Raw genomic sequence first — 24,285 nt, forward strand, 5'->3', positions numbered from 1 at the left:
AATATAAAACAAGTCAACTTCAATTAAACACCATAACTGCATATAAAAGCACAATTTAATATAAAAAATCAACCACATGCAGATCCCATAGGACCTGCATGAAAACCTATATCCGTTCCCTAAAATCCTTTGTTCAATCCACAAACTAACCAACGTCCACCCTCAAAACAACCCCACATTTTACCCGCAAAACCAGCGAACCAACCACAGACAAGAAAACAAGCAACAAAGGAGAAACCATGGCCGAACAACAACCCAGCGAGCAGACGCCGCTCATCACTCCCGAACTCGTCGCCTTGGACGCGTCGCCAGGGTCGCACCGGAGAGACGTCATCAAATTCCTCGCGCGCAAGATCGGGGACTCCGGGCGCGCCGACGACGCCAACGGCTTGGCCGGAGACGCCCTCGCGCGCGAGGCGACCGCGCCCACCGGCATTCCCGGCGGCATGGCGATCCCGCACTGCCGCAGCGCCCACGTGCTCACCGCGAGCCTTGGCTTCGCCCGGCTGGCCGAGCCGGTGGACTTCGGGGCGGACGACGACCGGCCGGCCGACATAGTCTTCATGATCGCGGCCCCCGACGGCGCGAACGACGTCCACCTCCAGCTTCTGGCCAAACTGGCGCGCGGGCTTATGGACGACGCGTTCACAGGCGCGCTGCGCGCGGCGAAGACCCCCGAGGAGGTCGCCCGCATCGTCACCGGACAGGTTCAGCCCGAGCTGCTCGAAGCGGCTACGGAGCCGGCCGAAAGCCCGGCCGCAGGCTCGTCCGTGGGGAAGACAAGGGGCGCGGCCTCGACGTCCTCGAAGGGCGCCGCAGCCTCGACGGCGACCCCGGCCGGCGAGGCCTCCGCGTCAAAGTCCGAGGCCGCCGCGCCCTCCGCAGAGCCGGGAAAACGGGAAAAGCCAGCCGGCGGCGGGCAAGCCTCTCGGTCCGAGAAGGAGCAAGCCTCTCGGTCTGAAAAGAAGGTGATCGTCGGCGTCACATCCTGCCCCACCGGCATCGCGCACACGTTCATGGCCGCAGAGGCCCTGGAGCGCGCGGGGAGCGAGCGCGGCGTCACCGTCGCGGTCGAGGGCCAGGGGTCGGGGAAGATCGAGGCCCTCGACCCCGAGCTCGTCAAGCGGGCCGACGCGGTGGTCTTCGCCCACTCCCTTCCGATCAAAGGGATCGAGCGCTTCGCTGGAAAGCCCGTCGTCGACGTGGATGTCAAGGCCGCCGTCGACGACGCCGGAGCGCTCGTCGATCAGGCGCTGGCCGCCGCCGAAGACCCGCACGCCAAGCGAGTCCAGGCGGGCGCGCAGGCCGCGCAGGAAGCGACCGAGGAGGAGAACGTCCACTGGGCGCGCAGGCTCCAGCAAGCCGTGATGACGGGCGTGTCCTACATGATCCCCTTCGTCGCCGCCGGCGGTCTGCTCATCGCCTTGGGCTATCTCTTCGGCGGATACGACATCGGCGGCTTCGAGCACAACGGCGCCAAGGTCGAGGTGGCCAAGAACATCGTCTCCCACTCGTCTCTGTGGAACCTGCCCGACATCGCCCGGACCGTGGGCGGGAAGGCCAACACGATGTGGGCGCCCCACGCCCTGTTCGGCTCCCCCTTCTTCGCGTACCTTGGGGCCGTCTTCTACATGATCGGCACGGCCGCTATGGGCTTCCTCGTGCCCGCCCTGGCCGGTTACATCTCCTTCGGCCTGGCCGGACGCCCGGGCATCGCCCCCGGATTCGCCATGGGCGCGGTGGCCGTCGCCGTCGACTCGGGATTCATCGGCGGCCTCATCGGCGGAATACTCGCCGGATACGTCGCCTCGTGGTTCACCGGGCTGAGCACTCCGCGTTGGCTGCGCGGGCTCATGCCGGTGGTCGTGATCCCTCTGGCGACGACGCTGCTGGTCGGCTCCGTCATGTACATGCTGTTGGGACGGCCTCTGGAAGCGCTCATGCACAACCTCGAACAAGGCCTGAAGTCGATGAGCGAGGGCGGCGGCTCCGTCTTCCTGGGGATCATCCTTGGCCTCATGATGTGCTTCGACTTGGGCGGCCCGATCAACAAGTCCGCCTACCTCTTTGCCACCGCCGGCCTGGCGGCGGAGACCACCGCTTCCTACGAGATCATGGCGGCGGTCATGGCCTCGGGCATGGTTCCCCCGCTCGCCCTCGCATTGGCCACCGCGGTTCGCCCGCGCCTCTTCACGAGCGGGGAGCAGGAGAACGGCAGGGCAGCGTGGCTTCTGGGCGCCTCGTTCATCTCCGAGGGGGCGATTCCCTTCGCCGCGGCCGCACCGCTGCGGATCATCCCCGCGACCATGGTCGGCGGCGCCGTCACCGGCGCGTTGACGATGCTGATGCACGTTGGATCCCGCGCCCCGCACGGCGGGATCTTCGTCGCCTTCGCGATCGACGGATTTGCCGGATTCGCCCTGGCGATCCTGGCAGGCATGGCCGTCACGGCGGCCCTCGTCATCCTCTTGAAGAGCCTGAACAGGGAAAAGAGCCCCGGCAAGGTTCAGGCGGCCGCCTGAATCCGGCGGGCGCCTTCAACAGTTTGCGGGCGGCCGCTTCCCCGGCCGCCCGCAGACAAATTGGATCAGACAATCAGACGATGCCGTGGGCGATCATAACGTCGGCCACCCTCGTGAAACCTGCCGCGTTCGCGCCCAGCACGTAGTCTCCGGGCTTGCCGTAGAACTCGGCCGTCTCGACGCAGGCGCTGTGGATGTCCTCCATTATCCCCGCAAGCTTCTTCTCGGCGGTGGCAAAATCCCAACGCGTGCGCCCGGCGTTCTGCTCCATTTCCAGCGCGGAGGTCGCCACGCCGCCGGCGTTGGCCGCCTTTGCGGGGCCGTACAGGATTCCCGCGGCTTGGAATGCCTCGACGGCCTTCGGGGTGGACGGCATGTTCGCCCCCTCGGAGACGGCCACACAGCCGTTCTTCAACAGCGTAGCCGCGTCCTTGTCGTCAAGCTCGTTCTGGGTGGCGCAGGGGAGGGCGACGTCGACCGGAACGTCCCACACGCTTCCGTCGGCCACGAGCTTGGCGCCCGGGCGGCGGGCGACGTAGTCGGCCACGCGTCCGCGCTCGACTTCCTTGACCTGTTTGAGCAGGTCAAGGTCGATGCCGGCCTCGTCGACCACATAACCCGAGGAATCCGAGATCGTCACGGCCTTGCCCCCGAGGGCCTGGAGCTTCTCGACGGCGTAGATCGCGACGTTGCCCGAGCCGGAGACGGCGACCGTTTTGCCCTCGAGCGAGTCGCCCTTCGTGCCGAGCATCGACTGGGCGAAAAGGACCGTCCCGTAGCCCGTGGCCTCGGTGCGCGCGAGCGAGCCGCCGAATCCGAGGCCCTTGCCGGTGAGGACGCCGGCGTCGTAGCGGTTGCGAAGCCGCTTGTACTGGCCGAAAAGGTAGCCGATCTCGCGGCCGCCGACGCCGATGTCGCCGGCGGGGACGTCGGTGTTCGGGCCGATGTGCCGGGAAAGCTCGGTCATGAAGGACTGGCAGAACCGCATGACCTCGGCGTCGGACTTGCCGTGCGGATCGAAGTCCGACCCTCCCTTGGCGCCGCCGATGCCTTGGCCGGTCAGAGCGTTCTTGAAGATCTGCTCGAAGCCGAGGAACTTGATGATTCCGATGTTGACCGACGGATGGAAGCGCAGGCCGCCCTTGTAGGGGCCGAGCGCCGAGTTGAACTCGATGCGGAAGCCGCGGTTGACCTGGACGTTTCCGGCGTCGTCGATCCACGGCACGCGGAAGACGATCTGCCGTTCGGGCTCGACCAAGCGCTCCAGAAGTCCGTTCTCGGCGTACTGCGGCTGCTTCTCGATCACCGGCACGAGTGAGTCGAGCACCTCGCGCACGGCCTGGTGGAATTCGAGGTCGCCGCGGTTGCGCGCGACAACCTGCTCGTAGACTTTCTCAACCTGCGCATTCATTGTGGCTCCTATCTGCCGGGCGGCAACGTGAACCGCGCGCCCGCCCCTGGTCGGTTTTACTTCGTCCATAATTATGCGCGGGTGTTTCGTTACCAAGTAAAGAAATTTCACTATTTGAGCGGGAAAACTACGTGTTTTTGGTCACGGCTCCTTGAAAAGCCAGGAAAACAGCCGAAAAAGGGCCAGCCGCTCGCGTGAATGAGCGGCTGGCCCAGGATCCGGATTGGCCCGCGTCCGGTGCAACGGCGCCGGGCCCGACTCCGGCCCCGCCTAAGCCGCGGGCTTCGCTCCCGACCGTGAAGCATACGGCCTCGCTTCCGACGCCGCGGCGCGCAACCTCACTTTCGATGCCGCAGCGCAGTCGTCACCGCGAACAGGCCGACCACGCCCCACGCGGCGAGGACGACCCACGAGCGCCCGGGAACCGAGAAGTCCTCGGAGGCGATGCCGCCCCGCATGATCTGCGCCATCGGCTCGAAGGGGAGCCACTGATGCGCCGTTTGGAGCCATTGCGGCAGCCTTTCGACGGGGAAGGTGATGGGGGCGAAGATCATCGAGACGAAGATGCACAGCTGGCCGACGAGCATTGCGACCTGCGCCTTGAGCAAAACGGCCGCTGTGTACCCGACGGAGGCCGCGATGAGTGAGACCAGCATGGCGCCGGGAACCGCCCACCACGTGATCGACAGGTCGACGTCGAAGCGGAGCGCGCCCATGCCCGCCCCGATCACGAGCCCGGGCAGCACGACAAGGCCCCACACCAAAAGGTCGCCGAGGACGAATGCGAGCCGGCCCAGGGGCAGAGTGAGCATCCAGTCGAAGCTCCCCTCGGTTCGATACGCCCCGACGGCCTGCGTGGTCAGCGCGAAACCGAGCGTGAGGATGGACAGCGTGGGACCCGCCGTCAGAAGGTACAGGCTCTCCTGACGCCCGATGTCGCCGATGATGTAGCTGTATCCGAACACCACGGTGACGGCGATGAACAGCTGCAAAACGATGATTACCGGGATCGTGACTGATTGGCGCCTGAACTGCCACTGCATAAACAGGCCGATCTGGCCTAAAGGCCCCACCGTGCGGTTCGGCGATGCGCCGGGCGCAATGGGCTTGCCCGCTGCGGTTTTCGAGGGCCCTCCCGCGTTCGGACCGCCCGTGGAAATCGCGTTGCCCGCGGCAGCGCCGCCTTTTTCGATCATTTTGCTTCCTCCGGTCATGCCGCCTTCTCCTCTGCGTTCGCCGCGCCGCCGGTCGTCAGCGCCACGTATGCCTCTTCCAGCGAGACCGGTCCGATCTCGTACCTGGAAATCTCCCCCGCTTCGTGGGCTCTGACGGCCCAACCGGCGGCGTCGGCCACCTCGCTCTCATGGACTTTGACGCGTATGTGCGTCGGATCGACTTTCTCGACGGGCCAAGCCGAGGGAACGGCCGGTTCGCGCCCGCGCTCGACGTCGATGTCTACGTACACTCCGTCGCCGAACTGGGAGACGACCGAGGCGGGCGTTCCCGAGGCGAGAATCTTTCCGTGGTTGAGGAGCACGAGGCTATCGACGGCCCGCTCGGCCTCTCTGACGTTGTGCGTGACGAGCAGAACGGCCGCCCCGCGTTCGGCAACCCGGCGAACCTCGTCCCACAGCAGGCGCCGCCGCACAGGATCGACGTCGTTGGTCGGTTCGTCGAGGACGACGAGATCCCCCGGCTGGGCCACCGCCATGGCGAAGGCGGTCAGGCGGGCGACGCCGCCGGAGACCTTCTCCGCGAGCTTGTCCGCCCACTCCCCCATGTCGAGGACGTCGATCAGTTCGCTGGCCCGGGCGCGCATCGCCCGGCGTCGGCCCCCTCGAATCCTTCCCGTCAGCTCGATGGCTTTGCGCGGGCTGATGCCGGTGATCGGCACGTTTGCCTGCGCCTGGACGCTTACGAGCCGCCTGGCGAGCTCCGGCTCGGCCACGACGTCGACGCCGCCGACGGTGATCGAACCCGAGTGCGGTTTGTACAGCCCGACGATCTGATTGACGAGCGTCGTCTTGCCGGCGCCGTTGTGGCCGAGGACTCCGACCACCTCGCCGGCTTTTACGTCCATCGTGATTCCGTCGTTCGCCCGAACCAGGCGCGAGCCGGAGCCAAAGCGCTTGTGCAGGTCCTGGACGGCGAGAACCTCTTCCATCGCGTTTCCCTTCCTTTCGCTTCATGTCTTGCAAAGCGAATACCGTTCGGTATATGCCAAACAGATTATCACGGAATTGCCCCAACGCAAGCGAGGCGACGTCGCGGAGGCGCAGATCACGGTCCAAATGCGCCAAAATCGGGAGGTTTCGCGATTTTGACGGCGAACCGAAGGCAGGCAAGATTCGATTCCGAACGGTATGCTTTTGATCGACGAGATTGGGTGCCTCCCCAGCCGAAGCGCAGGAGAATTTCCTCCACGCGAAAGACCCATGCAGAAGGCAAGCAGTCTAGAGGGAAGCGCCGAGGGCGAGGACGGCAGGGCCTTCACAACGGTGAACAACGCCGGCGGCCTTCTCACACCCCGCGGCTGGCCAGAAGCGAGGTCACTCGCGCGGTGCGCTCGGCTGCGGCGTCGGGGCTGTAGCGGCCGAGGGCGACGTCGTCGGTTATCTTCCCGTCCACAAGCACAAGGACCCTGTCCGCCCGTACCGCGACCGTCGGGTCGTGCGTGACGAGGACAACCGTCGTGCCTCGGGCGCGGATCTCCCCCATGATATCGAGCACCTGCGCCGCCGAGGCGGAGTTGAGCGCGCCGGTCGGCTCGTCGCCGATGACTATCTCCGGGTCGTTGATGAGGGCGCGGCAGATGCTCGCCCGCTGGAGCTGGCCGCCCGAGACCTCGGCGACGTCGCTCGATTCGAGCTCCGATATTCCCATGCTCGCCATCAGCCCGCGAGCGCGGGCCACGATCTCTTCGCGGGGCTCGTCCCCGGCCAGGAATCCCGGCAGCGCGATGTTGTCGAGCAGGCAGAGCGTGCGCAGGAGGTGCGGGTTTTGGAAGACGAACCCGAGGCGGCGCAGGCGCAGCGCCGCGAGGTCCTTCTCCTTCATCCCGGTCAGTTCCTCGCCGCTCGCCTTGACGGTCCCGCCGGTGGGGCGGTCGAGGCCGGAGAGTATGTGAAGGAAGGTCGTCTTTCCCGAGCCCGAGGGGCCCATGATCGCGACGAACGATCCCGCCTCTATCGCCACGTTCAGCCCGTGGAGCACGCGCGAGTCATAGTCCTTCGTTATGTCAATGGCTTCCAAGATCGGCATCGCCGTCTCCTTTCGCAAGTCTTTCGCGTGATTGTTCGCGATCTGTTTTGTCGAGTCGTTCGAATTGGTTGAGTTGCTCGAGCTCGCCGCGTCGTCCGAGCGTGATTGGGCGGTCATTCGGCGTCCGCCATTTCTGCGGTCCGCATGCGGCGCAGGGCCAGGAGAACCGCGCCGGCCACCGTCAGGGCGAGGACGCCGGGGAGGGCGATCCATACGAGCCACGGATTGGCCACGAGGCTCAGGTTCGGGGCGCCGAGCATCCCGAGGACCGCGCCGACGGCCGCCTCGCCGAGCGTGAGCACCGCCAACGCCCCCACGGCGATTCCCATGAGGAGCACTGTGCCGAAGCGGATGAGATACTGGCCGCGCAGGCCGCGCCTGCTCGCGCCGATCGCCAGCTGGGCGGCGATCTGAGGCGTCTCGCGCTTGACGACGAGCACGGCGAAGAGCGCCGAGACGAGGAAGGCGAGAGCGGCCGAAACGACGCCCGCGAATACAGACACCGTGCGCATCTGCGAGATGGTGGCGCCCAGCGTTTGCGAGATGTAGTCCTGAATCTGCACGACGGCGACCCCGGGAAGCTTCGCGCGCAGGCCCGCCACGGCCTCGGCGGGATCGGCGGTTTCCTTGAGGTCGGCGTAGATCACCCGCTGGGCAGGCTCGCTCGTGTCGCCCGCGACGGTCTCCATCGGCGTTTTGGCCGTTTTGCCGCCGTTGGTGATGTCCTGATAGACGCCGGTCACCCGCAGTTTCCGCGAGTCGAGGCTCTGCCCGGCAGCAGGGGACGATGGCCCGTCGCCCGCCCTTCCCCGGGGAACTGTGAGCGTCACGGCGTCTCCGACGTCGGCCTTGGCCTCTTTTGCCTGGTTCGCGGAAAGGGCGATCTCATTCGGGGCGGCCGGGGCCTTCCCTCTCATGTAGTTCATCTGGAACGCCGTGTGATCGCCGCTTTCGACCAGCACCACGGTTTTCTTTCCTCCGGCGGAGGTCATGTCGTACCGATGGACGGTCATCTTGACTGCACGGGAGACGCCGGGGTCGGCTTTGACCCGAGCGAAGGCCTCGTCAAGGCCGTCGGCGCCGCCCCGCGAGGAGCCGATCTCCTTCACGTCCATGCGCACGTCGGCCCCGCCGATTCCCAGGTATGCGGCGAAGCCGGGGTTGTCCATCGTGGTGACGACGCACACCGGCAGGACCATGACGATCGTGCACACGCTGAGCACGCCGAACAAAAGCGCGTAGGCGGGCCGGAAGGCCTCGCGCACGCCCATCCACAGATGCACGGGAACGCGCCTGAAAGACGTCAGCTTCAGGCGGTGGCGCTTGGGTCGGATCTTTCCGCTGACGCCGGTGCGCAGCGCCTGGACGGCCGAAAGCTTGTCGATGCGGCGCAGAATCAGGCAGCAGAACCCGACCATCGCGAGCCCGAGCGCAATCGCCGCGGCGAGCGGAACGGCGACGTCCCACGCCCCTGCGGCGGGCTCTCCGAGGTAGAGAAGCACGGCCTTGTCGAGGGGCGCCGCCAGCGGGAAGGACAGGAGGCAGCCGACCGCCGTCCCCAGCGCCGTCAAAACGAAGTACTTGACCAGGTAAAGGCGCTTGATCCCGCGCGGCGGCGCGCCGACCGCCTTGAGCACGCTGATCTGCGGAAGGTCGTCCTCCATCGCCGCGAGGAACGTGTACCTGAGGATGAGCGATGCGACGACCACCAGCAAAACCGCGACGAGCAGCGCCACGGCTGCGATCGGAACCGTCGTCACGCCGTTCATCAGCTTGAGAATGGACGTGTCGATCGTGATTCCCTTGCTCGAAAGCCCGCTCGCCTCGAAATCGGAGATGAAAGACGAGGTCGGAGTCCCGGAGGCCAAACGGAATTCCATGAGGTACTCGGGTTCGAGATGCTTGTCGAATTCGGCGAAGTCGCTGGAATGGACGACGAGGCGCTTGGACGTGACCATCGAGGGATTCATCTGCGGGTCGCGGACGAAATCGACCACCTTGAGCTCGCGGCTCCGCGAGCCGCTTTGGACGCGGACGACGTCGCCGACCTTGGCCATGCCCTCGGCCTTGTAATGGACGGGAAGCGCTATCTCCCCCGGCCCCGGGCGCACCGGCTTTCCATTCTGGCCAAGCAGAAGGTCGAAGCGTTCGGGGGCGGTGACGAAGGCCGGCTCCAGCACCGAATCGGCCTGGCTCTTGCCCGCGATCGTCAGCTGCCGCACGGGCACGGGCAGGGAGCGCATGAGGTGATAGTCCTTGACGTCCGAACGCCCGCCGACCCATTTTGCGACGCCCTTCGCGTCGGGCGTCCCGGCGTACATGTGCACGACGTCGGGCGGCACTGCCTCCCTCCACAGGGAGTTGACCGCGGAGCCGGCGCGTATTCCGAGTGCCGCGCTCATGGCGACGAGGGCGACGGCCAGGGACATCAGAACCGTCAGGGCGGCGGATTGCGCGACGCCGCGGCGCAGGTCTGCGCGGAGCATGCGGAGCAGCATCAGTGATCGCCCGCCTTTCCATGAGCGGAGAAATCCTCGGTTCCCCTGACTATGTCCGCACGCTTGGCGTGCACCGCGGCGGCGACGCCGACGAGGGCGATCCCCATGGCCGTCACCAACAGAGCGGTTCCGCGCCCCTGCCCGGTTCCGAACACCGTGCCGACCGATCCCGCCAGGGGTCCGTCGGTGCGCAGCAGGGGTTCGAAAACCTTGTCCGCCAGCGGACCGGCGAGAACGAAGGCCGCGACGTACCCGAGCTGGGAGACCATGCCGATCGTCCCCCACGCCCGAGCCTGCTGCTCGTTGGGGATGGACGAGCGGATGATCACCTCGGCCCCCGCGTTGCACAGGGCGAGCGAAGCGAAAAGGACGAAGCCGGCGGCAGCGGCCCACCAGGCGACGGGACGAATCGGCAAAAGCGTCATGGCTGCCCCCGCGCCGAGCATGCCCGCGGCAAGCAGGGCCGCCGGCCGCGCATTCTTCGCCATGCCGACGACCGCGGCGCCCGCGAACATCCCCACGGAGGCGATCGTTTCGACCGTGCCCTCCGTTGTCGTTCCCACGTACGGCAGGAGAATCGGCTTAAGGAGAGTTTGAAGGAAGCCGATGACGAAGACCGCCATCGTCATGAGGCCGAGCACGATGCGCACGTTTCTCCGCGAAGCCACCGCGCGCCAGCCGGCCAGCAGCTGGGACATAAATCCCTCTTCCTCAGCACCCCCACTCGTGCTTCCGGCAGCTTTGCGGACGACGAGGCTGCAGCCAACCGTGACCAAGCAGGTGCTCGCGTCAACTAGGAGCAGCGCCCGAAGCCCGACCGCGGGAAGCAGGAATCCGGCCAACAGCGGCGAGATGAGGTACTTCGACGAGGCGGCGAGCTGGAGCATCCCGGACGCCCGCACGTATCCGTCCGGCCCCACGAAGTCGCTGACGCTCGCGCGCAGCGCGGGCTCGGTGAGGGCGGCAAAGCACGAGGAGGCGACGATGCCGAGGCAGATGAGCTTGATGTCGGGGCGATCGGAGGAAACCGCGGCGATGACGATGAGCAGGCCGCCCACGGAGCCGCCGTCGCCGAGGATCATCATGATCCGCCGGTCGAAGCGGTCCGCCAGAACGCCCGCAATCGGGGCGAACAGAACGATCGGGGCGAAAGAGCACAGCTCGACGAGCATCACCGAGGAGGCCGTACCGTAGGTTTGGAACATGTAGATCGCCAAAGCGAATGCGCTCAGACCCGTGCCGACGGAGTTGACGAACGCCCCCGCAAAAAGAATCGAGAAGTACTTCACCGCTCTCGCTCCTCGCTGCTTTGCCCCTTGCCGTCTTGCCTCTTGCCGCTTTGCCCTCCGCCGAGGGCGCTCAAAGCGCCTTCGGGGCAGCCGAGCAGGATTTCCGCCGCGCGCATGACCGCCTCGGCGCGCCGGCCAACCTCCGCCGCGTCGCCGCCGAATACTCCGACGTCGAGCAGGAACCCGCCTGCAGTCAGCAGAACCTCGACGGTTCCGAGGGGGTCGTCGGTGGCAAAGACCCCCTCCTCCACGCCTTCGGAGACGACGTCGACGAGGACCGGGGTCAGCCCCTTGACCATCTCCACAATCGACAGGAGATGGAACTCAGAGTTGTCCTGGGCGTGGAATTCCTCGACGAGCTCGGCGGACTGGCCCTCCACCTGAGCCGAAGCCGCGACGGCGCCGAGCTTCTCGAGGGCGGACAGATCGCTTGCGGCCATCGCCCTCGCGCGTTCGACCGCCTGATCGACCGTGCGCCTGACCAAGCCCCTGAGGACCTCCTCCTTTCCGGAAAAATGATGGTAAAGGGTTCCCTTGGCGATGCCCACCGCCTTCAAGATGTCCTCGATCGTCGTCGCCTGATACCCCTTCGTGACGAACAGGGTCTGCGCGGCGTCGAGGATCTCGCCTTTGCGCTGAGCCGCGGGCTTGCTTACGCGAACCATGTCTCTTCCTCGCTTTCTATGCGAACTTTTCTCGCTTCGATCAACCGACCGACTGTCGGTCTAATCATAGGCTTACGAGGTTTCCTTCTGTCAAGCGCTCACGTGGGGAATCCGCACAGGGATCTGGGAATCCGCACGAGATCTGGGGAATTCGCATGGGACGTCACGCCTTTGCCCAAGGATCTGCCCGGCCGTTGCGGTACTGTGGATCCATGGCCACGGAGAAGGACAATTCGGACGAAGAGCAGCACGACCTCGCCTCGGCGACGAGGGCGCTCACCGCAGCCCTGAGCAATCTCACCCGCGCAGTGACGAAGGAGACGGGCAAGAACCTCTCGGGCACGCTGCGCAAGACGTCCGAGCAGCTCTCCTCGGCCGCGGCGAAGATCGAGTCGACCGCAGAAAGCATCCGCGACCGCGGCAAACAAGGCCAAACCAAGGCCGAGCGCACCCGCGCGGAGATCATTGGCGCGGCGCGGCGCGTCTTCGCCAAGAAGGGGTACGAGGGCGCCGCCGTGGCGGACATAGCCGCCGAAGCCGGATTCACAAAGGGCGCCCTCTATGCCAACTTCCCTTCGAAGGCGGCGCTTTTCCTCACGGTTCTGCGCGATCTTGAAAGGCAGCAGGACGAGCTCATGGATGAGTATCGGCAGGCCAACCGGATGCCCGACTTCCTTTGCGCCGGCGACTATTCCGAGTCGGAGAGGGAGATCCTCCTTATCAATATGGAGTCGTGGATCTACGCCGTCCGCCACCCCGAGTCCCGCGAGGAGCTGGGGGCGATGCTGTCCAAGACAAAGGACGGGGTGGCCGAGCTCATCGCCCGCAGCAAAGGCAGAAGCCAGGCCACGGAGGAAGACGGCGACGCCGCCTACGCGGCCCTCTCCATCAACGTGCTTTCGAGCGTTGCGGGCACGATGCTCGGCTCCGAAGAGGTGCGCGCCACCGCCAGCAGGCTGTTTTCGCAGATACTCGGAGACGCAGGCGAGGCTCCCCGCGAGGGCGGCAGCTCGGCTGCCGACGCCGGAAAACCGCACAACGGCACCGAAGGGCCGACGGAGGAAGCATAACCGAAGGGCCTGCGGACGAAGCGTAACTGAGACGCCGCCTCCACACCAGCCAAAACACGGCCCGCCTCAAGGGGCGCTGCAGCGCGCCGAACGGTTCGCGCCCCGCTGCCCCGCCGGGCGAATCACACCCGCCAGTCGCCCAGCGCGCCTTCGAGGGCACCGAGCGCGGCGTCGATCAGGGCGTAGCGGTCCGCCTCCGGGCAGCCGTCGCGCACCCAGGCCAAGCAGGCGCCGTCGAGGAAACCGAAGTACCCGGAAACCGCGTAGACGTGCCGTTTCCAGCCGGAGACGCCAAGAGTCTGCGACAGGGCCTCGACGTAGGATTCGCGCGCTCGCGCGCGAACTTCGATCGCCTCGGGCGGCTCGCGCCCGCCCAGGAGCGGCGCGGCCCACGCCTCCGGATGGGTGCGGATGTGTTCGAGGTAGACCTCCAAGCCGGCGCGGACCTTGTCCCTCACGCTGACCGACGGGCCGAGCAGCTCTACCGCCTCCGTCTGAGCGCGGCCGAGCCTGTCGATCGCCTCGCCGACGACGGCGGCGTACAACCCCGCCTTCGAGCCGAAATAGTGGAAAATCAACCCCTCGGAGGCCTCGCAGCACTCGGCGAGGCCCGCCGTCGTCACCTCCGAGTAGGGCGCGGCGGCGAAGGCCCGGCTTGCCCCGGCGAGCATCGCCTTCCGGCGTTCCTGCGTGGACATCCGGCGGCGTCGGGGAGACTGTGCTTGCGTCACACGCCCATCGTATCGCCGTCGACGGGCACGACGACGACCTCCGCACCCCCGGACCGCAGCATGTCCACATGCTCGCCCCTCGTCCGTCCGTCGACGAGGATGGTGTCGAACGCCTTCAGAGGAGCCGTTTTCTGCCAGGCCCGCCGCTCGAACTTCGTGCTGTCGACCAGGAGGACACGGCGCGAGGACTGCCTGAGCATCGCGCGTTTGAGTTCGACGACGACGTCCACCGGGTTGTACACGCCGTCGCCCCACACGGCGGCGTCGGACATGACGCACAGGTCGGCGCGAACTCCCTCGACGAACGAGGTGGCCAAGCTCCCGTAGAACGCGTCCGCCCACGGAAGGTAGCGCCCGCCGATCAGGACGAGCTCAGCCGTCTTGGACTCGGCGAGCACCCGGCCGACGACCATCGAATTCGTGACGACGGTCAGCGGGCAGACCGACTCCAGCTCCGCGACCATGGGAAGAGCCGTGGACGAATCGTCGATCATGAGGACGTCCCCGGGCGAGACGAGGCTCGCCGCCGCCCGGCTCAGGGCCGCTTTTTCGCGAGGCGACTTCGTTCTGCGAATCCCCGGGGGAAGTTCGGCCGTGGAGGAGGCCCTGGGGCGCAGAACCCCCTTCGACCGCTCGATCAGGCCCGCCCCTTCGAGGATCTGAACGTCGCGATAGACCGTCACGACGGAGACCCCCAAGTTTTCCGCGACCTCCTCGATTCGCACCTCCTCGCCGGCGAGGACCTCGTCGACGATGAGCGAGCGACGCCTGTCAGGGGCCACCCTCCTGCGCGGAGTCCCTTCGCCCGCGCGGTTCCCGGCACGGCTTTCGGCTTGCTCCTCGGCATGGCTTTCGGCTTGTTCCTCGGCACGGTTTTCGGCTTGCTTCTCGGCACGGTTTTCGGCTTCCACGTCCGCCTCGCACCTCGCTTTGTCCGTCTGATGTACGCCTCGTCGGCTCGATGAAAACTTTTCATATTCTACGCAATTTTCAAAAAGAATTCTCAGAAATATTGACAGATTCGTCGGCCGCAGATACGTTGTAGACGTCACGCACAGGCTTCGGTCATTTGCGCTCCAAGGAGGGATGCGCGAAAAGCGGGAGCCGCACGATTCACAGCTTCGGCGCCCGTCGCGGAAACGACGTAGGCGGGCGCCGCCACACAGTTCTCAACGAGGAGAAGTCAATGAACGACGTCGTCATAGGTGTCGACGGCGGAACGACGGCCGTCAAGGCCGTCGCCTTCGACCTGAACGGGCAGATCAAAGCCTCCCATCACGAATCCGTCCCGGTTCGCTACGGCGCAAACGGCGAAAGCGAGCAGGACATGGCGCTGCTGTGGGAGGCGGTCGCCTCCTGCCTGCGCAGCGTCGCCGAACAGGTGCGGGGATCGCGGATCGTCGGCGTCGGGCTGACCGGGCAAGGCGACGGCGTCTGGCTCGTCGATGCCGACGGCGAGCCCGTGCGCCCCGCAGCCAATTGGATGGACGGCAGGGCTGCCGACCGGGTCGACGATTGGAACCTCGACGGCCGCGGCCGCGCGGTGCTCGACGTCACCGGCACAACCGTTTTCGGCGGGCTTTTCCCGGTTCTCTACGAGGAACTTGCCGCCGCCGAACCGGAGGCCGTCGCCCGGGCGACGAGCCACCTCAACTGCAAAGACTGGATTCGCTTCAAGCTCACGGGCGTTCGCGCCACGGATTTCACCGAGGCGTCCCGAACCTTCCTCGACGTCGCCACGACCTCGGGATACAACGAACCTCTGGCCGAAAAACTCGGTCTGAGCGAGGCGCTCAAACTCCTTCCGGAGATCCGGCGCCCGGCGGGCAAAGCGTCGCCCGTCACGGAAGAGGCCGCCGAGGCCACCGGGATTCCGGCGGGAACGCCCGTCGGGGTGGGGATGATCGACGTCGCCGTGACCGGAATGGGCCTGGGAAGGATCGCCGACGGCGACTCCTGGCTCATCCTCGGAACCACCGGCTTCGTCGGCACGCTCCTCCCGAGCGTCGCCGAGCGCAGATCCGACCTGTCGATGGTCCTGGCGACGGGCGAGGGAACCCAGGTCCTCGAATTCATGGCGCCGATGACCGGCACCCCCAACCTCGACTGGATCCGCTCGACCCTCGGCCTCGAGGCGCAGTCGTGGAGCGAGATCGAGAAAATGGCCAGAACGGCGGGGCCCGGCTCGCACGGGGTCGTCTACCTCCCCTACGCCTCGCCCGGCGGCGAGCGGGCACCCTTCCTCGACACGAACGCATCCGCGTCATGGCAGGGAATGAGCCTGACGAGCACCCGCGCCGACATTCTGCGCGCGGTCTACGAAGGCGTGGTCTTCTCACTCGCCGAATGCCTCAACGCGCTGCGCATCACGGGCCCCATCGTCGTCTCCGGAGGCGGATTCCGCTCCGACCTCCTGTGCGAGATCCTCGCAGACGTCACCGCGCAGCGGGTCCTGCGACAAGACGCGCCCGAAGCGGGCGCCCGCGGCGCTGCGGTCCTCGCCCTCGTCTCGGCCGGAGCGTTCCCGGATGTGTTCTCGGCTTCCTCGGCTCTCGGCGCGGCCCTCGAAACCTTCGACCCGAATCCGGACAACATCCACATCTACTCGCAGGCGCGGGTGGCATTTTACGACGCCCGCGAGGGGGCCCGGCGCTGCTGGCGCACGCTCCGAAAGCTCCGCTCGTCCACGGGAAAGGCGGGGTCAGAGAACGCCGAGGCAGAAGAGACCGGGTCAGAGAACGCCGAAGCGGAAGAGACCGGGTCAGAGAACGTCAAGCCGCGAAAGGCTGAATCGTGAAAGTCCTCCTCGCCTCCGACGGCTTCGTGACCGACGCCGTCCTGCGCACCGCCCTCGCCCGCGCTCTTCCCGACGTCGAAACGGCCTCAATCTCCTCGACGTGGCCCGTCCCTCCCTTCAGGGACATCGGCGACGTCCGCGAGGCGGCCGGCGACGAGGACGAGCTGATCGAAGCCCTCGACGGCTGCGACGTCGCCTTCTCCCACACCTTCCCCTTCACGGAAAAGGTCGTCGCGGCCTCGCCCTCGCTCAAGCTCGTCACCGTCTGCCGGGGCGGCCCCGTCAACGTCAACATCGAGGCCGCGACTCGGGCCGGGGTGCTCGTCTCCTACACTCCGGGCCGCAACGCGACGGCGACGGCCGAACACACCGTGGGGATGATCCTCGCCAGCCTCAGGCAGATTCCCCAGCGCCACCGGGAGGTCATCGACGGCCAGTGGCGCTCGGACTATTACATCTTCGACAACGTCGGCGCGGAGATCGGCTCCTCGACCGTCGGCGTCGTCGGATACGGCGCGGTCGGGCGGAGGGTGGCCGCCGTCATGGCCGCCTTCGGGGCGCGCGTGCTCGTCTACGACCCGTGGGCGGACGAGCCGGCCGAGGGGATGACCCGCGTCGATTCCCTCGGCGAGCTGCTCGCCGGCAGCGACGTCGTCACGATCCACGCGCGAGTCACAGCCGAAAACCGCGGGATGATCGACGCCGACGCGCTCGCGCTCATGCCGGAGGGCTCCGTGCTCGTCAACTGCGCGCGCGGCGAACTCGTCGACTACGACGCGGTGTGCGACGCCCTCGACTCCGGCCACCTTTTCGCGGCGGGATTCGACGTGCTGCCTCAGGAGCCGCTGCCGCCGGGCCACAGGCTCCTGAGGACGCCGCGGGTCACGATCACCCCGCATCTGGCGGGCGCGTCGAAGGAGGCCGCGCGCATCGCCGCCCGAATCGGGGCCGAGGACATCGCGGCCTTCGCCGTCGGCCGCCGGCCCCTCCACCTCGCCAATCCGGAGGCGCTCGGGGCCCGAGCACGCCTGTTCCAAGCCGGCGGGGCGCCGTCTGGAACCGGCACTGCGCCGTCCGAAACCGACGGGAAGACGCCAAAGGTCGGCGCAGCTGGGCCGGAGGCAGGCGAGGCATCGTCTGGAACCGGCGCGGCTGCTCCGGAAGCCGACCCCAAAACGTCCGAAGACAATGACCAAGCATTCGGAAAGTAGGCCATCATGCTTTTAGAGAAAGAACGCCGCGACGTCGTCGAGACCTGCCTGTTCATGCAGAGCAACGGATTGATCGTCGGCACCGCCGGAAACGTCTCGATCCGCGTCGATGACAAGATCGCGATCTCGCCGTCGGGCGTGCCCTACGAAACGATGACGGCCGAGGATGTCGTCGTCTTTTCGATGGACGGGGAACGCGTGGACGGTGTCCTCGAGCCGTCCTCCGAGCTTCCCCTCCATCTGAGCGTCTATCGCGAAACGGCCGCGAAGGCGATCACGCACAATCACGCGCCGGCCTCGACGGCTCTCGGGCTGGTGGTCGACGAGATCCCGCCGTCCCACTACTATTCGGCGATGCTCGGCGGGATCATCCGGGTCGCCCCGTACGCGGAGTTCGGCACGGACGAGCTCGCGCGAAACGTGACCGACGCTCTGAAGGGCCGCAGCGGGGCGCTGATGAAGAACCACGGCGCCATCACGATCGGGCCTACCGTGAAGAAGGCGGCGGGCCTCCTTCCGATCCTGGAGTACGTCTGCGAAATCCACCTCCGGGCCATGGCGACGGGCGCCCCCGTCGCGCTGCTTTCGCCCGAGCAGATGGCCGACGCCAAGGCCGCCATCGCCGACTACGGCAGGCAGCCGAACAAGGAGTGACCGGGCCGGCCTAGGCGCCCGCAGCGGGCGCGCCGATCCGACGCTCTGCGGCCGAGCCCATGCTTCCCGGGCTCGGCCGTTTTTGCCTCCGCGGCGGGTTCGCTTCCATTCGCCGCCGTTGAGGCATATACTCAATTTCGTTATTGAGCGTCACTCAACAAGGGGCTCGGCGGAGCAGTCCGTTCGTCCGAAGCCACGATGCCGTGAAAGGAATTCGAATGTCTTTGCTCGACGACGCCATCTGGTGGCACGTCTACCCCCTCGGAGCCGCGGGCGCTCCGATCCGCGGCGATCAGGCGCGAGAGGCGGCCGATCCGGGCGAGCATCGGCTCCTGAGGCTGGTCCCCTGGCTCGACTACGCGGTGGAGCTCGGATGCTCCGGCGTTCTCCTGGGCCCGATCTTCGAATCGGCCTCCCACGGCTACGACACCCTCGACCACATGGCGATCGACCGACGCCTGGGCTCCGAGGAGGATTTCGAGGCTTTCATGGCGGCGTGCCGCGAACGCGGACTCAACGTCATGCTCGACGGCGTTTTCAACCACGTCGCGGCCACTCACCCGCGCGCCGAGGAGCTTGCGCTTCGCCTGCCCGACGGCGGCCTGGCGTGCTGGGAGGGGCACAGCGAGCTTCTCACGCTCGACCATTCCAAACCCGCCGTCGTCGATTTCGTCGCTGACATCATGCTTCACTGGCTGCGCAAGGGGATCGCCGGGTGGCGCCTCGACGTCGCCTACGCCGTGCCTCCGCGCTTCTGGGCCGAGACGATCGGCCGCGTGCGCGGCGAGTTCCCGAACGCGCTTTTCTTAGGGGAGGTGATCCACGGGGACTACGCGCAGATCGTCGCCGACGGCCGCCTGGACACGGTCACGCAGTACGAGCTGTGGAAGGCGATCTGGAGTTCGATCAAGGACGTCAATTTCTGGGAGCTGGCCTGGGCCCTCGATCGGCAGGCCGAGCTTTGCAGGGGCTTCGTTCCTCAGACCTTCGTCGGGAATCACGACGTTACGCGCATAGCCTCGCAGGTAGGCGAAGCGGGGGCGGCGCTGGCGGCCGCCATGCTTTTCACCCTGCCCGGGATGCCCTCGATTTACTACGGCGACGAACGCGGCGTGCGCGGCGACAAGGGCGAGGGGGCCACGGCCGACGACGAACTCCGGCCTGCCCTGCCTCCCGAGCCGGGCGAGGGCGACAGGCCGTGGATGTACCGCCTTTACCAGGATCTCATCGGCTTGCGGCGGCGTCACCCGTGGATCGCCCGCGGCGAGGCCGCCGTGCTGGCCAAGGACAACTCCTGGATCGAATACGAGGTGCGGCCGAGCGGCGAGGGCGGGCGCGAGGGCCAGACGGACCGGGGCCGGGACGGCGCGGGCCGAGCGAACGGCGGCCACGCGAACGGCGTCCTAACAAACAGCGGCCACGCGAACGCGGGCGACGCGCTGCGGGTGCGAATCGAGCTTGCTCCTCGCGCCGCCGTGCGGATCACGGATGCGGCGGGCAACGAGCTGTTCGCCTGGCGCGGGCCCGAGGGCGGGCTTTCGGCCGACGCGCCCTGATCAAAACGGCGAGTGGGAGCGCTAATCCGCGTGGCGACGCGTCGCGACCCGAGAGAAAATACGGCAGCCCGCCTTGCCCGATCCCGCGGGCTCGGGGCTCGAACCGTTGGTCCGCCGCTCACCGCGCAGCGAAGCCGTGCCTCTCGTAGATTCTGCGCGCAGCGGCGTTCTCGCTCTCCACGCGCAGGCCGACTTCGCGGCCGCCGACCGCGGCCAGCGCAGCGCCGACGAGCGCGTCTCCGATCCCCCGTCCGCGCTTGTCGGGGGCAACGAAGAGATCGACGACGAAGGTCAGACCTTCGACGTCGTCCCACGGCGGCTTGTCGGTCACCAGGATGGCGCCGACCGGCTCCCCGCCCTCCTCTGCGACCAGGCACGCATCGGGGACCCACGCGCCGTACTCGCCGGCGCTCGCAGCTTCGATGTCGGCGACGGCCTCTTCGCACGTCCCGACCTCGCCGTCGGGATATGAGCGAAAGTACAGGCGCCCAATCCTCTCGATCGATTCGGAATCTCGCGAAATCGGGCGGATGTCGACGCCTTCGGCGCGCTCCGGCGGTTCGGCGCGCAGACGGTCTTCTTCCGGCACGCCGGTGCGCCCACCGAGACTTGCCGGGCGGAGGCGGAGTCCCGCCGGGCGGACGAGGGTAAGCTGCATAGCACTCCTTTCCGAGGCGTTTGTTCTCCAGATTTTAGCCGGCAGGCCGAGGCCGCAAGCTCTAAACGGCTCCGCCTAAACAACATATCTTTTTACATTCAACCATTGACCCCCTAGGGAGCTCTGACTTAAACCCACAGTATCAATGAGGTCACGCACGGGGACGGCAAATGTCTCTGCCCGATCGCCTTTCCACGGCTAACAAGAATCCAGATCGCCGCGAGGAGTACGAGCAGAATCGTCGCGGCGGCGAGGAAGAAGTCGGCGGCCGCACCGCTGTTTCTGTTTACGGGAGCTTCGGCTGCCACGCTCTTCTCAATTCCCGCGGCCGCCGCGGTCCTTTCAAACGTTCCGAGCGTATCGTCCTCGTACACGGTAAAGTTCACGGCTCTCGTGCTGGATGGCGGGATCTCGGGAGACGTTTTCGTATTGCTCTCAAGCCCACCCCAATGCATCAGCGGTCAGGTCGCCGAGCTTTTCGTCATATTCATAACCGGCTGGGCGCTGCTGGCTTTGATTCCCTGCGCGTACGCCACGGCGACCGCCGCGCTTGCCCGCCAGACCGCCGTCGCATCCTCGATCGCGTCCGTGACAGTCAACGCGTTGGCACTTGCCTGTACGCTTCCCACTGCCTTCGTTGTGCTCTCGCGGTACGGAGCCGACGCATTCGCTGTCGCATTCCCTGTGCCCGTCTCTTTCGCGACAGCTCTGGTCGGCGCAGGCGCAGACTTGAGGAAGAAGATCAAGGCCATTTGAACGCAAACAGCGGCTGAAAGCCGATAGGCTGGGCGTGGACCCGGCGACGCACACCATATGAGTCGCATTTCAAGCGCACACAGGCAAAAACACCGAAGGAGCAGCCCGATGACCGGTGAACCGGATGTCTTCGATTACTACAGCGACTCAAAGCTGAAGTCTTCATCGAAAATCAAAGTCAAGCCAGCATTGCTTGTGCTCATTCTCCTGACCTTGGCCACCGCAGCCGTGTTGATTCAAGCCCACTGGCTCGACAACCACACCTCCTACCGTCCCGCCGAAGCCGATATCGAAGGCTATCTTCTGTCGCTCACCGAACGGCCGTTGTGCATACTGATTCCTTGCGCATACATCCTCGCAATCGCGACTTTGGCGGATCGAACCACCATCGCGTGCTCAATCCTGTCGGTAGTCGCCAATGCCTTGGCCCTTGCCGCCACGGTTCCTCTAGCAATCTACGTATCGAGGTGGAACGACTGGACCGTGAAGCTTCCACTTTCTCCCGCCCTTTTTGCATTGTCCGTGGCTGCAGCGAGCGCCGACCTACGGGACAAAATCAAGTCCGTCCATGAACGGCTTTGAAGCGCGAACGATCTCGGGACCGGGGCGGGCTCTGCATCGTGCAGCAAGGTGCTTGTCGTTGGCGAGCCGCGCGATCGGGCCGAATCCACGCGGAACCGATCCGAAGTAGGACGGCTCAATCGAAGAGACTGCGCAGCACGGCGTCGGACGCGGCAGCCACTTCGGCGACGTCGAACACCAGGACCTCGTCGGAGCTTCCCGCCGGACCGCCGGTCTCCGGCCCGAGCTGCGAGTCAGCGACGCGTGACGCCACAGCCCCGCCAGCGGCGTCTGCCTTGGCAGGCGCATCGACAGAAGCTTCAGCAGACCATTCGGCCCCGTCGGCTGCGGCCCACCGCTCGGCGGCAAGCTGGATCGCAAGCAGCTCCCCGCCCGTCGTCCCCAAACGCACGGCCGCGACGCCTTCGGCCTCGGCCGCGCGCAGCACGAGGTCGAGGTAGCCTTCGGGGACGGCGAGCACCGCGCGGGCCTGCGTCTCCGAGAAAAGCGCGGTGAAATTGTCGATTCCTTCGCGGGAGGCCAGATCCGTCAGATCGACAGACGCGCCGACCCCCGCCCGCACGGACATGTCCGCGAGCGCCTGGACGAGGCCCCCGTTGGAAACGTCGTGCGCCGCGGCCAAGATGGGGCCGAGGTCGCCGGTGTCGGCGTCGTGCAATGCGAGGAGCACGCGCCCTAACGCCATTTCCGCCTGAAGGTCCGCCTTCGGCGGCCGCCCGCCGAGATGCCCGTGGATCGCGCGCGCCCAGGCGGAGCCGTCGAGCTCGTCGCGGGTGCGGCCGAGCAGCACGACGACGAGGCCGTCCTCCCGCCAGCCGGACGGCACGGCGGTGCGCACGTCGTCCATGACTCCGAGGACGCCGACGACGGGCGTCGGGTTGATCGACGAATCGACGCGGCCTTTCTCCTTGCCGTGCGAATTGTAGAGCGAGACGTTTCCGCCGGTCACGGGCACGCCCATCTCCCTGCAGGCATCCGCGAGCCCGGTGATCGCCTGGACGAGCTGCCACATGGCGTCCGGGTCCTCCGGCGATCCGAAGTTCAGGCAGTCGGTGACCGCCAGAGGCTTCGCGCCCACGGTGCAGACGTTGCGGTACGCCTCGGCCAGCGCCTGGCGGGCGCCCTCGTACGGGTCGAGCTTCGTGTAGCGCCCGTTGGCGTCGGCAGAAATCGCGATGCCCCGCCCGGTCTCCTCGTCGACGCGGATCACTCCGGCGTCGTCAGGCTGGGAAAGGGCCGTGTTTCCGCGGACGAACCTGTCATACTGATCGGTCACCCAGCCCGCGCCCGCCTGATTCGGATCGGTGAGCACGCGCAGGATGTGCTCGCGCAGCTCGGCCGGCGAACCGGGGCGGGAGAGCCCGTCCGCGCCGTCGGCGTTGAGCGCGTCCTGCCACTGCGGGCGGGCGTACGGCCGCTCGTATGCAGGGCCTTCGTGGGCGACGGACCTCGGGTCGACGTCGACGATCCTGTGCCCGTGGTGGTCGATCGTCAGCCGTCCCGAGGCGTTGACGGTCCCGATGACGGCGGCCTCGACCTCCCACTTGCCGACGACGTCCATGAACGCGTCGAGCCTGTCCGGGGCGACGACGGCCATCATCCGCTCCTGCGATTCGCTCATGAGGATTTCCCCGGCGGTGAGCGTGGGGTCGCGCAGAAGAACGTTTTCGAGGTCCACGTGCATGCCGCCGTCGCCGTTGGAGGCGAGCTCGCTCGTGGCGCAGGAAATTCCGGCCGCGCCGAGGTCTTGGATTCCCAAGACGAGGCCCCCGGCGAAGAGCTCGAGGCAGCATTCGATGAGGACCTTTTCCATGAACGGGTCGCCCACCTGCACCGAGGGCCGTTTGGCGGGCATGCCGTCCTCGAAGGCCTCGGAGGCCAGGATCGACGCGCCGCCGATGCCGTCGCCGCCGGTGCGCGCCCCGAAGAGCACCACCTTGTTGCCTTCGCCCGAAGCGTTGGCGAGGTGGACGTCGCCGTGGCGCAGCACGCCTGCGCACAGGGCGTTGACGAGCGGATTCTCCTGGTAGGACGCGTCGAATTCTGTCTCCCCGCCGATGTTCGGCAGCCCGAGGCAGTTGCCGTATCCGCCGACGCCGGCGACGACGCCGTGCACCACGCGGGCCGTGTCCGCGTGGCCGACGTCGCCGAAGCGCAGCTGGTCCATGACCGCTACGGGCCGGGCTCCCATGGAGACAATGTCTCGCACGATGCCGCCCACGCCGGTGGCCGCCCCCTGATACGGCTCGACGAAGCTCGGGTGATTGTGCGACTCCACTTTGAACGTCACGGCCCAGCCGTCGCCGATGTCCACGACTCCGGCGTTCTCGCCCATGCCGACGAGCAGGTGCTCGCGCATCTCGGGCGTGAGCTTGCTGCCGAATTGCTTGAGGTGGATCTTCGAGGATTTGTACGAGCAGTGCTCTGACCACATCACCGAGTACATGGCGAGCTCGGCGGCCGTGGGACGCCTGCCGAGGATCTGCCTGATGCTCGCGTATTCGTCCTCTTTGAGGCCGAGTTCGGCCCAGGGCATGGGCTGCTCGGAGGTCGCCGCGGCTTTCTCGACGGTGTCATAGCTTTCGTTGCGGTGCTCGGCCGAAGCCATGGATTCTCCTGTTCCG

General features: G+C 66.7%; 20 protein-coding genes. 8 read left to right on the forward strand and 12 right to left on the reverse strand.

Going from position 1 to position 24,285, the window contains the following annotated elements; translation table 11 throughout:
- The first annotated feature begins 239 nt into the window (after positions 1 to 239).
- Positions 240 to 2,522, forward strand: coding sequence for a PTS fructose transporter subunit IIABC (locus A4H34_RS00935; protein WP_064230759.1), 2,283 nt, complete (start codon positions 240 to 242; stop codon positions 2,520 to 2,522).
- 73 nt (positions 2,523 to 2,595) lie between these two features.
- On the opposite strand, the gene gdhA is transcribed toward A4H34_RS00935, so the two are convergent.
- The 7 genes from gdhA to A4H34_RS00970 all read right to left on the reverse strand — a co-directional run bounded on the left by gdhA (position 2,596) and on the right by A4H34_RS00970 (position 11,646).
- Positions 2,596 to 3,933, reverse strand: a complete 1,338-nt coding sequence (gdhA, locus tag A4H34_RS00940; RefSeq protein WP_064230760.1) for an NADP-specific glutamate dehydrogenase — start codon at positions 3,931 to 3,933, stop codon at positions 2,596 to 2,598.
- A 338-nt stretch (positions 3,934 to 4,271) separates the two neighbouring features.
- Positions 4,272 to 5,147: an ABC transporter permease gene (locus A4H34_RS00945; protein ID WP_064230761.1), complete on the reverse strand. Its 876-nt coding sequence runs from the start codon at positions 5,145 to 5,147 to the stop codon at positions 4,272 to 4,274.
- Entirely contained in the window at positions 5,144 to 6,097 is a 954-nt protein-coding gene (locus A4H34_RS00950; protein ID WP_064230762.1) for an ABC transporter ATP-binding protein, read from the reverse strand. Before A4H34_RS00950 ends, A4H34_RS00945 begins: the two co-directional genes overlap by 4 nt.
- Before the next feature lie 356 nt (positions 6,098 to 6,453).
- Positions 6,454 to 7,194 carry an ABC transporter ATP-binding protein gene (locus tag A4H34_RS00955; protein ID WP_082903121.1) on the reverse strand — a complete coding sequence of 247 codons (741 nt, stop codon included), beginning with the start codon at positions 7,192 to 7,194 and terminating at the stop codon, positions 6,454 to 6,456.
- A gap of 113 nt (positions 7,195 to 7,307) precedes the next feature.
- Complete coding sequence (locus A4H34_RS00960; RefSeq protein WP_197480379.1) at positions 7,308 to 9,680, reverse strand: ABC transporter permease; 2,373 nt, start codon at positions 9,678 to 9,680, stop codon at positions 7,308 to 7,310.
- An 11-nt stretch (positions 9,681 to 9,691) separates the two neighbouring features.
- Positions 9,692 to 10,981: an MFS transporter gene (locus A4H34_RS00965; protein ID WP_064230765.1), complete on the reverse strand. Its 1,290-nt coding sequence runs from the start codon at positions 10,979 to 10,981 to the stop codon at positions 9,692 to 9,694.
- Positions 10,978 to 11,646 carry a TetR/AcrR family transcriptional regulator gene (locus A4H34_RS00970; protein WP_064230766.1) on the reverse strand — a complete coding sequence of 223 codons (669 nt, stop codon included), beginning with the start codon at positions 11,644 to 11,646 and terminating at the stop codon, positions 10,978 to 10,980. The genes A4H34_RS00965 and A4H34_RS00970 overlap by 4 nt, the downstream gene beginning before the upstream one ends.
- 212 nt (positions 11,647 to 11,858) lie before the next feature.
- Between A4H34_RS00970 and A4H34_RS00975 the strand changes: the two genes are divergently transcribed.
- Positions 11,859 to 12,716 (forward strand): TetR/AcrR family transcriptional regulator, encoded by an 858-nt coding sequence (locus A4H34_RS00975; RefSeq protein ID WP_009198355.1) that lies wholly within the window; start codon positions 11,859 to 11,861, stop codon positions 12,714 to 12,716.
- A gap of 122 nt (positions 12,717 to 12,838) precedes the next feature.
- Here A4H34_RS00975 and A4H34_RS00980 read toward each other — a convergent pair whose 3' ends face one another.
- Both A4H34_RS00980 and A4H34_RS00985 read right to left on the reverse strand, forming a co-directional pair.
- Positions 12,839 to 13,447 (reverse strand): TetR/AcrR family transcriptional regulator, encoded by a 609-nt coding sequence (locus A4H34_RS00980; protein ID WP_231870907.1) that lies wholly within the window; start codon positions 13,445 to 13,447, stop codon positions 12,839 to 12,841.
- Positions 13,444 to 14,358 carry a DeoR/GlpR family DNA-binding transcription regulator gene (locus A4H34_RS00985; protein WP_156510196.1) on the reverse strand — a complete coding sequence of 305 codons (915 nt, stop codon included), beginning with the start codon at positions 14,356 to 14,358 and terminating at the stop codon, positions 13,444 to 13,446. The genes A4H34_RS00980 and A4H34_RS00985 overlap by 4 nt, the downstream gene beginning before the upstream one ends.
- Positions 14,359 to 14,633: 275 nt before the next feature.
- Between A4H34_RS00985 and A4H34_RS00990 the strand changes: the two genes are divergently transcribed.
- From A4H34_RS00990 to A4H34_RS01005, 4 genes are all read left to right on the forward strand, one after another.
- Positions 14,634 to 16,244 carry an FGGY family carbohydrate kinase gene (locus A4H34_RS00990; protein ID WP_064231630.1) on the forward strand — a complete coding sequence of 537 codons (1,611 nt, stop codon included), beginning with the start codon at positions 14,634 to 14,636 and terminating at the stop codon, positions 16,242 to 16,244.
- On the forward strand, positions 16,241 to 17,455 hold the full coding sequence (locus A4H34_RS00995) for a 2-hydroxyacid dehydrogenase (RefSeq protein ID WP_009198351.1): 1,215 nt from the start codon (positions 16,241 to 16,243) through the stop codon (positions 17,453 to 17,455). The genes A4H34_RS00990 and A4H34_RS00995 overlap by 4 nt, the downstream gene beginning before the upstream one ends.
- A gap of 6 nt (positions 17,456 to 17,461) precedes the next feature.
- Positions 17,462 to 18,109 (forward strand): class II aldolase/adducin family protein, encoded by a 648-nt coding sequence (locus tag A4H34_RS01000; protein WP_064230767.1) that lies wholly within the window; start codon positions 17,462 to 17,464, stop codon positions 18,107 to 18,109.
- Between the two features lie 218 nt (positions 18,110 to 18,327).
- Entirely contained in the window at positions 18,328 to 19,665 is a 1,338-nt protein-coding gene (locus A4H34_RS01005) for an alpha-amylase family protein (RefSeq protein ID WP_064230768.1), read from the forward strand.
- A gap of 118 nt (positions 19,666 to 19,783) precedes the next feature.
- Here A4H34_RS01005 and A4H34_RS01010 read toward each other — a convergent pair whose 3' ends face one another.
- On the reverse strand, positions 19,784 to 20,323 hold the full coding sequence (locus A4H34_RS01010; RefSeq protein WP_064230769.1) for a GNAT family N-acetyltransferase: 540 nt from the start codon (positions 20,321 to 20,323) through the stop codon (positions 19,784 to 19,786).
- Between the two features lie 128 nt (positions 20,324 to 20,451).
- Positions 20,452 to 20,709 (reverse strand): hypothetical protein, encoded by a 258-nt coding sequence (locus A4H34_RS01015; protein ID WP_064230770.1) that lies wholly within the window; start codon positions 20,707 to 20,709, stop codon positions 20,452 to 20,454.
- A gap of 43 nt (positions 20,710 to 20,752) precedes the next feature.
- Here A4H34_RS01015 and A4H34_RS01020 point away from each other — a divergent pair, with 43 nt between their 5' ends.
- Both A4H34_RS01020 and A4H34_RS01025 read left to right on the forward strand, forming a co-directional pair.
- The gene (locus A4H34_RS01020; RefSeq protein ID WP_156510197.1) at positions 20,753 to 21,079 is read left to right on the forward strand and encodes a hypothetical protein; all 327 of its coding nucleotides are present in this window, start codon (positions 20,753 to 20,755) and stop codon (positions 21,077 to 21,079) included.
- Positions 21,080 to 21,187: 108 nt separating this feature from the next.
- Positions 21,188 to 21,661 carry a hypothetical protein gene (locus tag A4H34_RS01025; RefSeq protein ID WP_064230772.1) on the forward strand — a complete coding sequence of 158 codons (474 nt, stop codon included), beginning with the start codon at positions 21,188 to 21,190 and terminating at the stop codon, positions 21,659 to 21,661.
- A gap of 115 nt (positions 21,662 to 21,776) precedes the next feature.
- On the opposite strand, the gene purL is transcribed toward A4H34_RS01025, so the two are convergent.
- Positions 21,777 to 24,269 carry a phosphoribosylformylglycinamidine synthase subunit PurL gene (gene purL / locus A4H34_RS01030; protein ID WP_064230773.1) on the reverse strand — a complete coding sequence of 831 codons (2,493 nt, stop codon included), beginning with the start codon at positions 24,267 to 24,269 and terminating at the stop codon, positions 21,777 to 21,779.
- Positions 24,270 to 24,285 lie beyond the last annotated feature (16 nt).

It is taken from the genome of Peptidiphaga gingivicola, from assembly GCF_001652275.1.
GTDB classification, from domain to species: domain Bacteria; phylum Actinomycetota; class Actinomycetes; order Actinomycetales; family Actinomycetaceae; genus Peptidiphaga; species Peptidiphaga gingivicola.

What these genes read in the sequence shown, in the direction of transcription:
- A4H34_RS00935 (WP_064230759.1), top strand. Translation starts at nt 240, where the DNA reads ATGGCCGAACAACAACCCAGCGAGCAGACGCCGCTCATCACTCCCGAA.
- gdhA (WP_064230760.1), bottom strand. Translation starts at nt 3,933, where the DNA reads ATGAATGCGCAGGTTGAGAAAGTCTACGAGCAGGTTGTCGCGCGCAAC.
- A4H34_RS00945 (WP_064230761.1), bottom strand. Translation starts at nt 5,147, where the DNA reads ATGACCGGAGGAAGCAAAATGATCGAAAAAGGCGGCGCTGCCGCGGGC.
- A4H34_RS00950 (WP_064230762.1), bottom strand. Translation starts at nt 6,097, where the DNA reads ATGGAAGAGGTTCTCGCCGTCCAGGACCTGCACAAGCGCTTTGGCTCC.
- A4H34_RS00955 (WP_082903121.1), bottom strand. Translation starts at nt 7,194, where the DNA reads ATGCCGATCTTGGAAGCCATTGACATAACGAAGGACTATGACTCGCGC.
- A4H34_RS00960 (WP_197480379.1), bottom strand. Translation starts at nt 9,680, where the DNA reads ATGCTCCGCGCAGACCTGCGCCGCGGCGTCGCGCAATCCGCCGCCCTG.
- A4H34_RS00970 (WP_064230766.1), bottom strand. Translation starts at nt 11,646, where the DNA reads ATGGTTCGCGTAAGCAAGCCCGCGGCTCAGCGCAAAGGCGAGATCCTC.
- A4H34_RS00975 (WP_009198355.1), top strand. Translation starts at nt 11,859, where the DNA reads ATGGCCACGGAGAAGGACAATTCGGACGAAGAGCAGCACGACCTCGCC.
- A4H34_RS00990 (WP_064231630.1), top strand. Translation starts at nt 14,634, where the DNA reads ATGAACGACGTCGTCATAGGTGTCGACGGCGGAACGACGGCCGTCAAG.
- A4H34_RS01000 (WP_064230767.1), top strand. Translation starts at nt 17,462, where the DNA reads ATGCTTTTAGAGAAAGAACGCCGCGACGTCGTCGAGACCTGCCTGTTC.
- A4H34_RS01005 (WP_064230768.1), top strand. Translation starts at nt 18,328, where the DNA reads ATGTCTTTGCTCGACGACGCCATCTGGTGGCACGTCTACCCCCTCGGA.
- A4H34_RS01010 (WP_064230769.1), bottom strand. Translation starts at nt 20,323, where the DNA reads ATGCAGCTTACCCTCGTCCGCCCGGCGGGACTCCGCCTCCGCCCGGCA.
- A4H34_RS01025 (WP_064230772.1), top strand. Translation starts at nt 21,188, where the DNA reads ATGACCGGTGAACCGGATGTCTTCGATTACTACAGCGACTCAAAGCTG.
- purL (WP_064230773.1), bottom strand. Translation starts at nt 24,269, where the DNA reads ATGGCTTCGGCCGAGCACCGCAACGAAAGCTATGACACCGTCGAGAAA.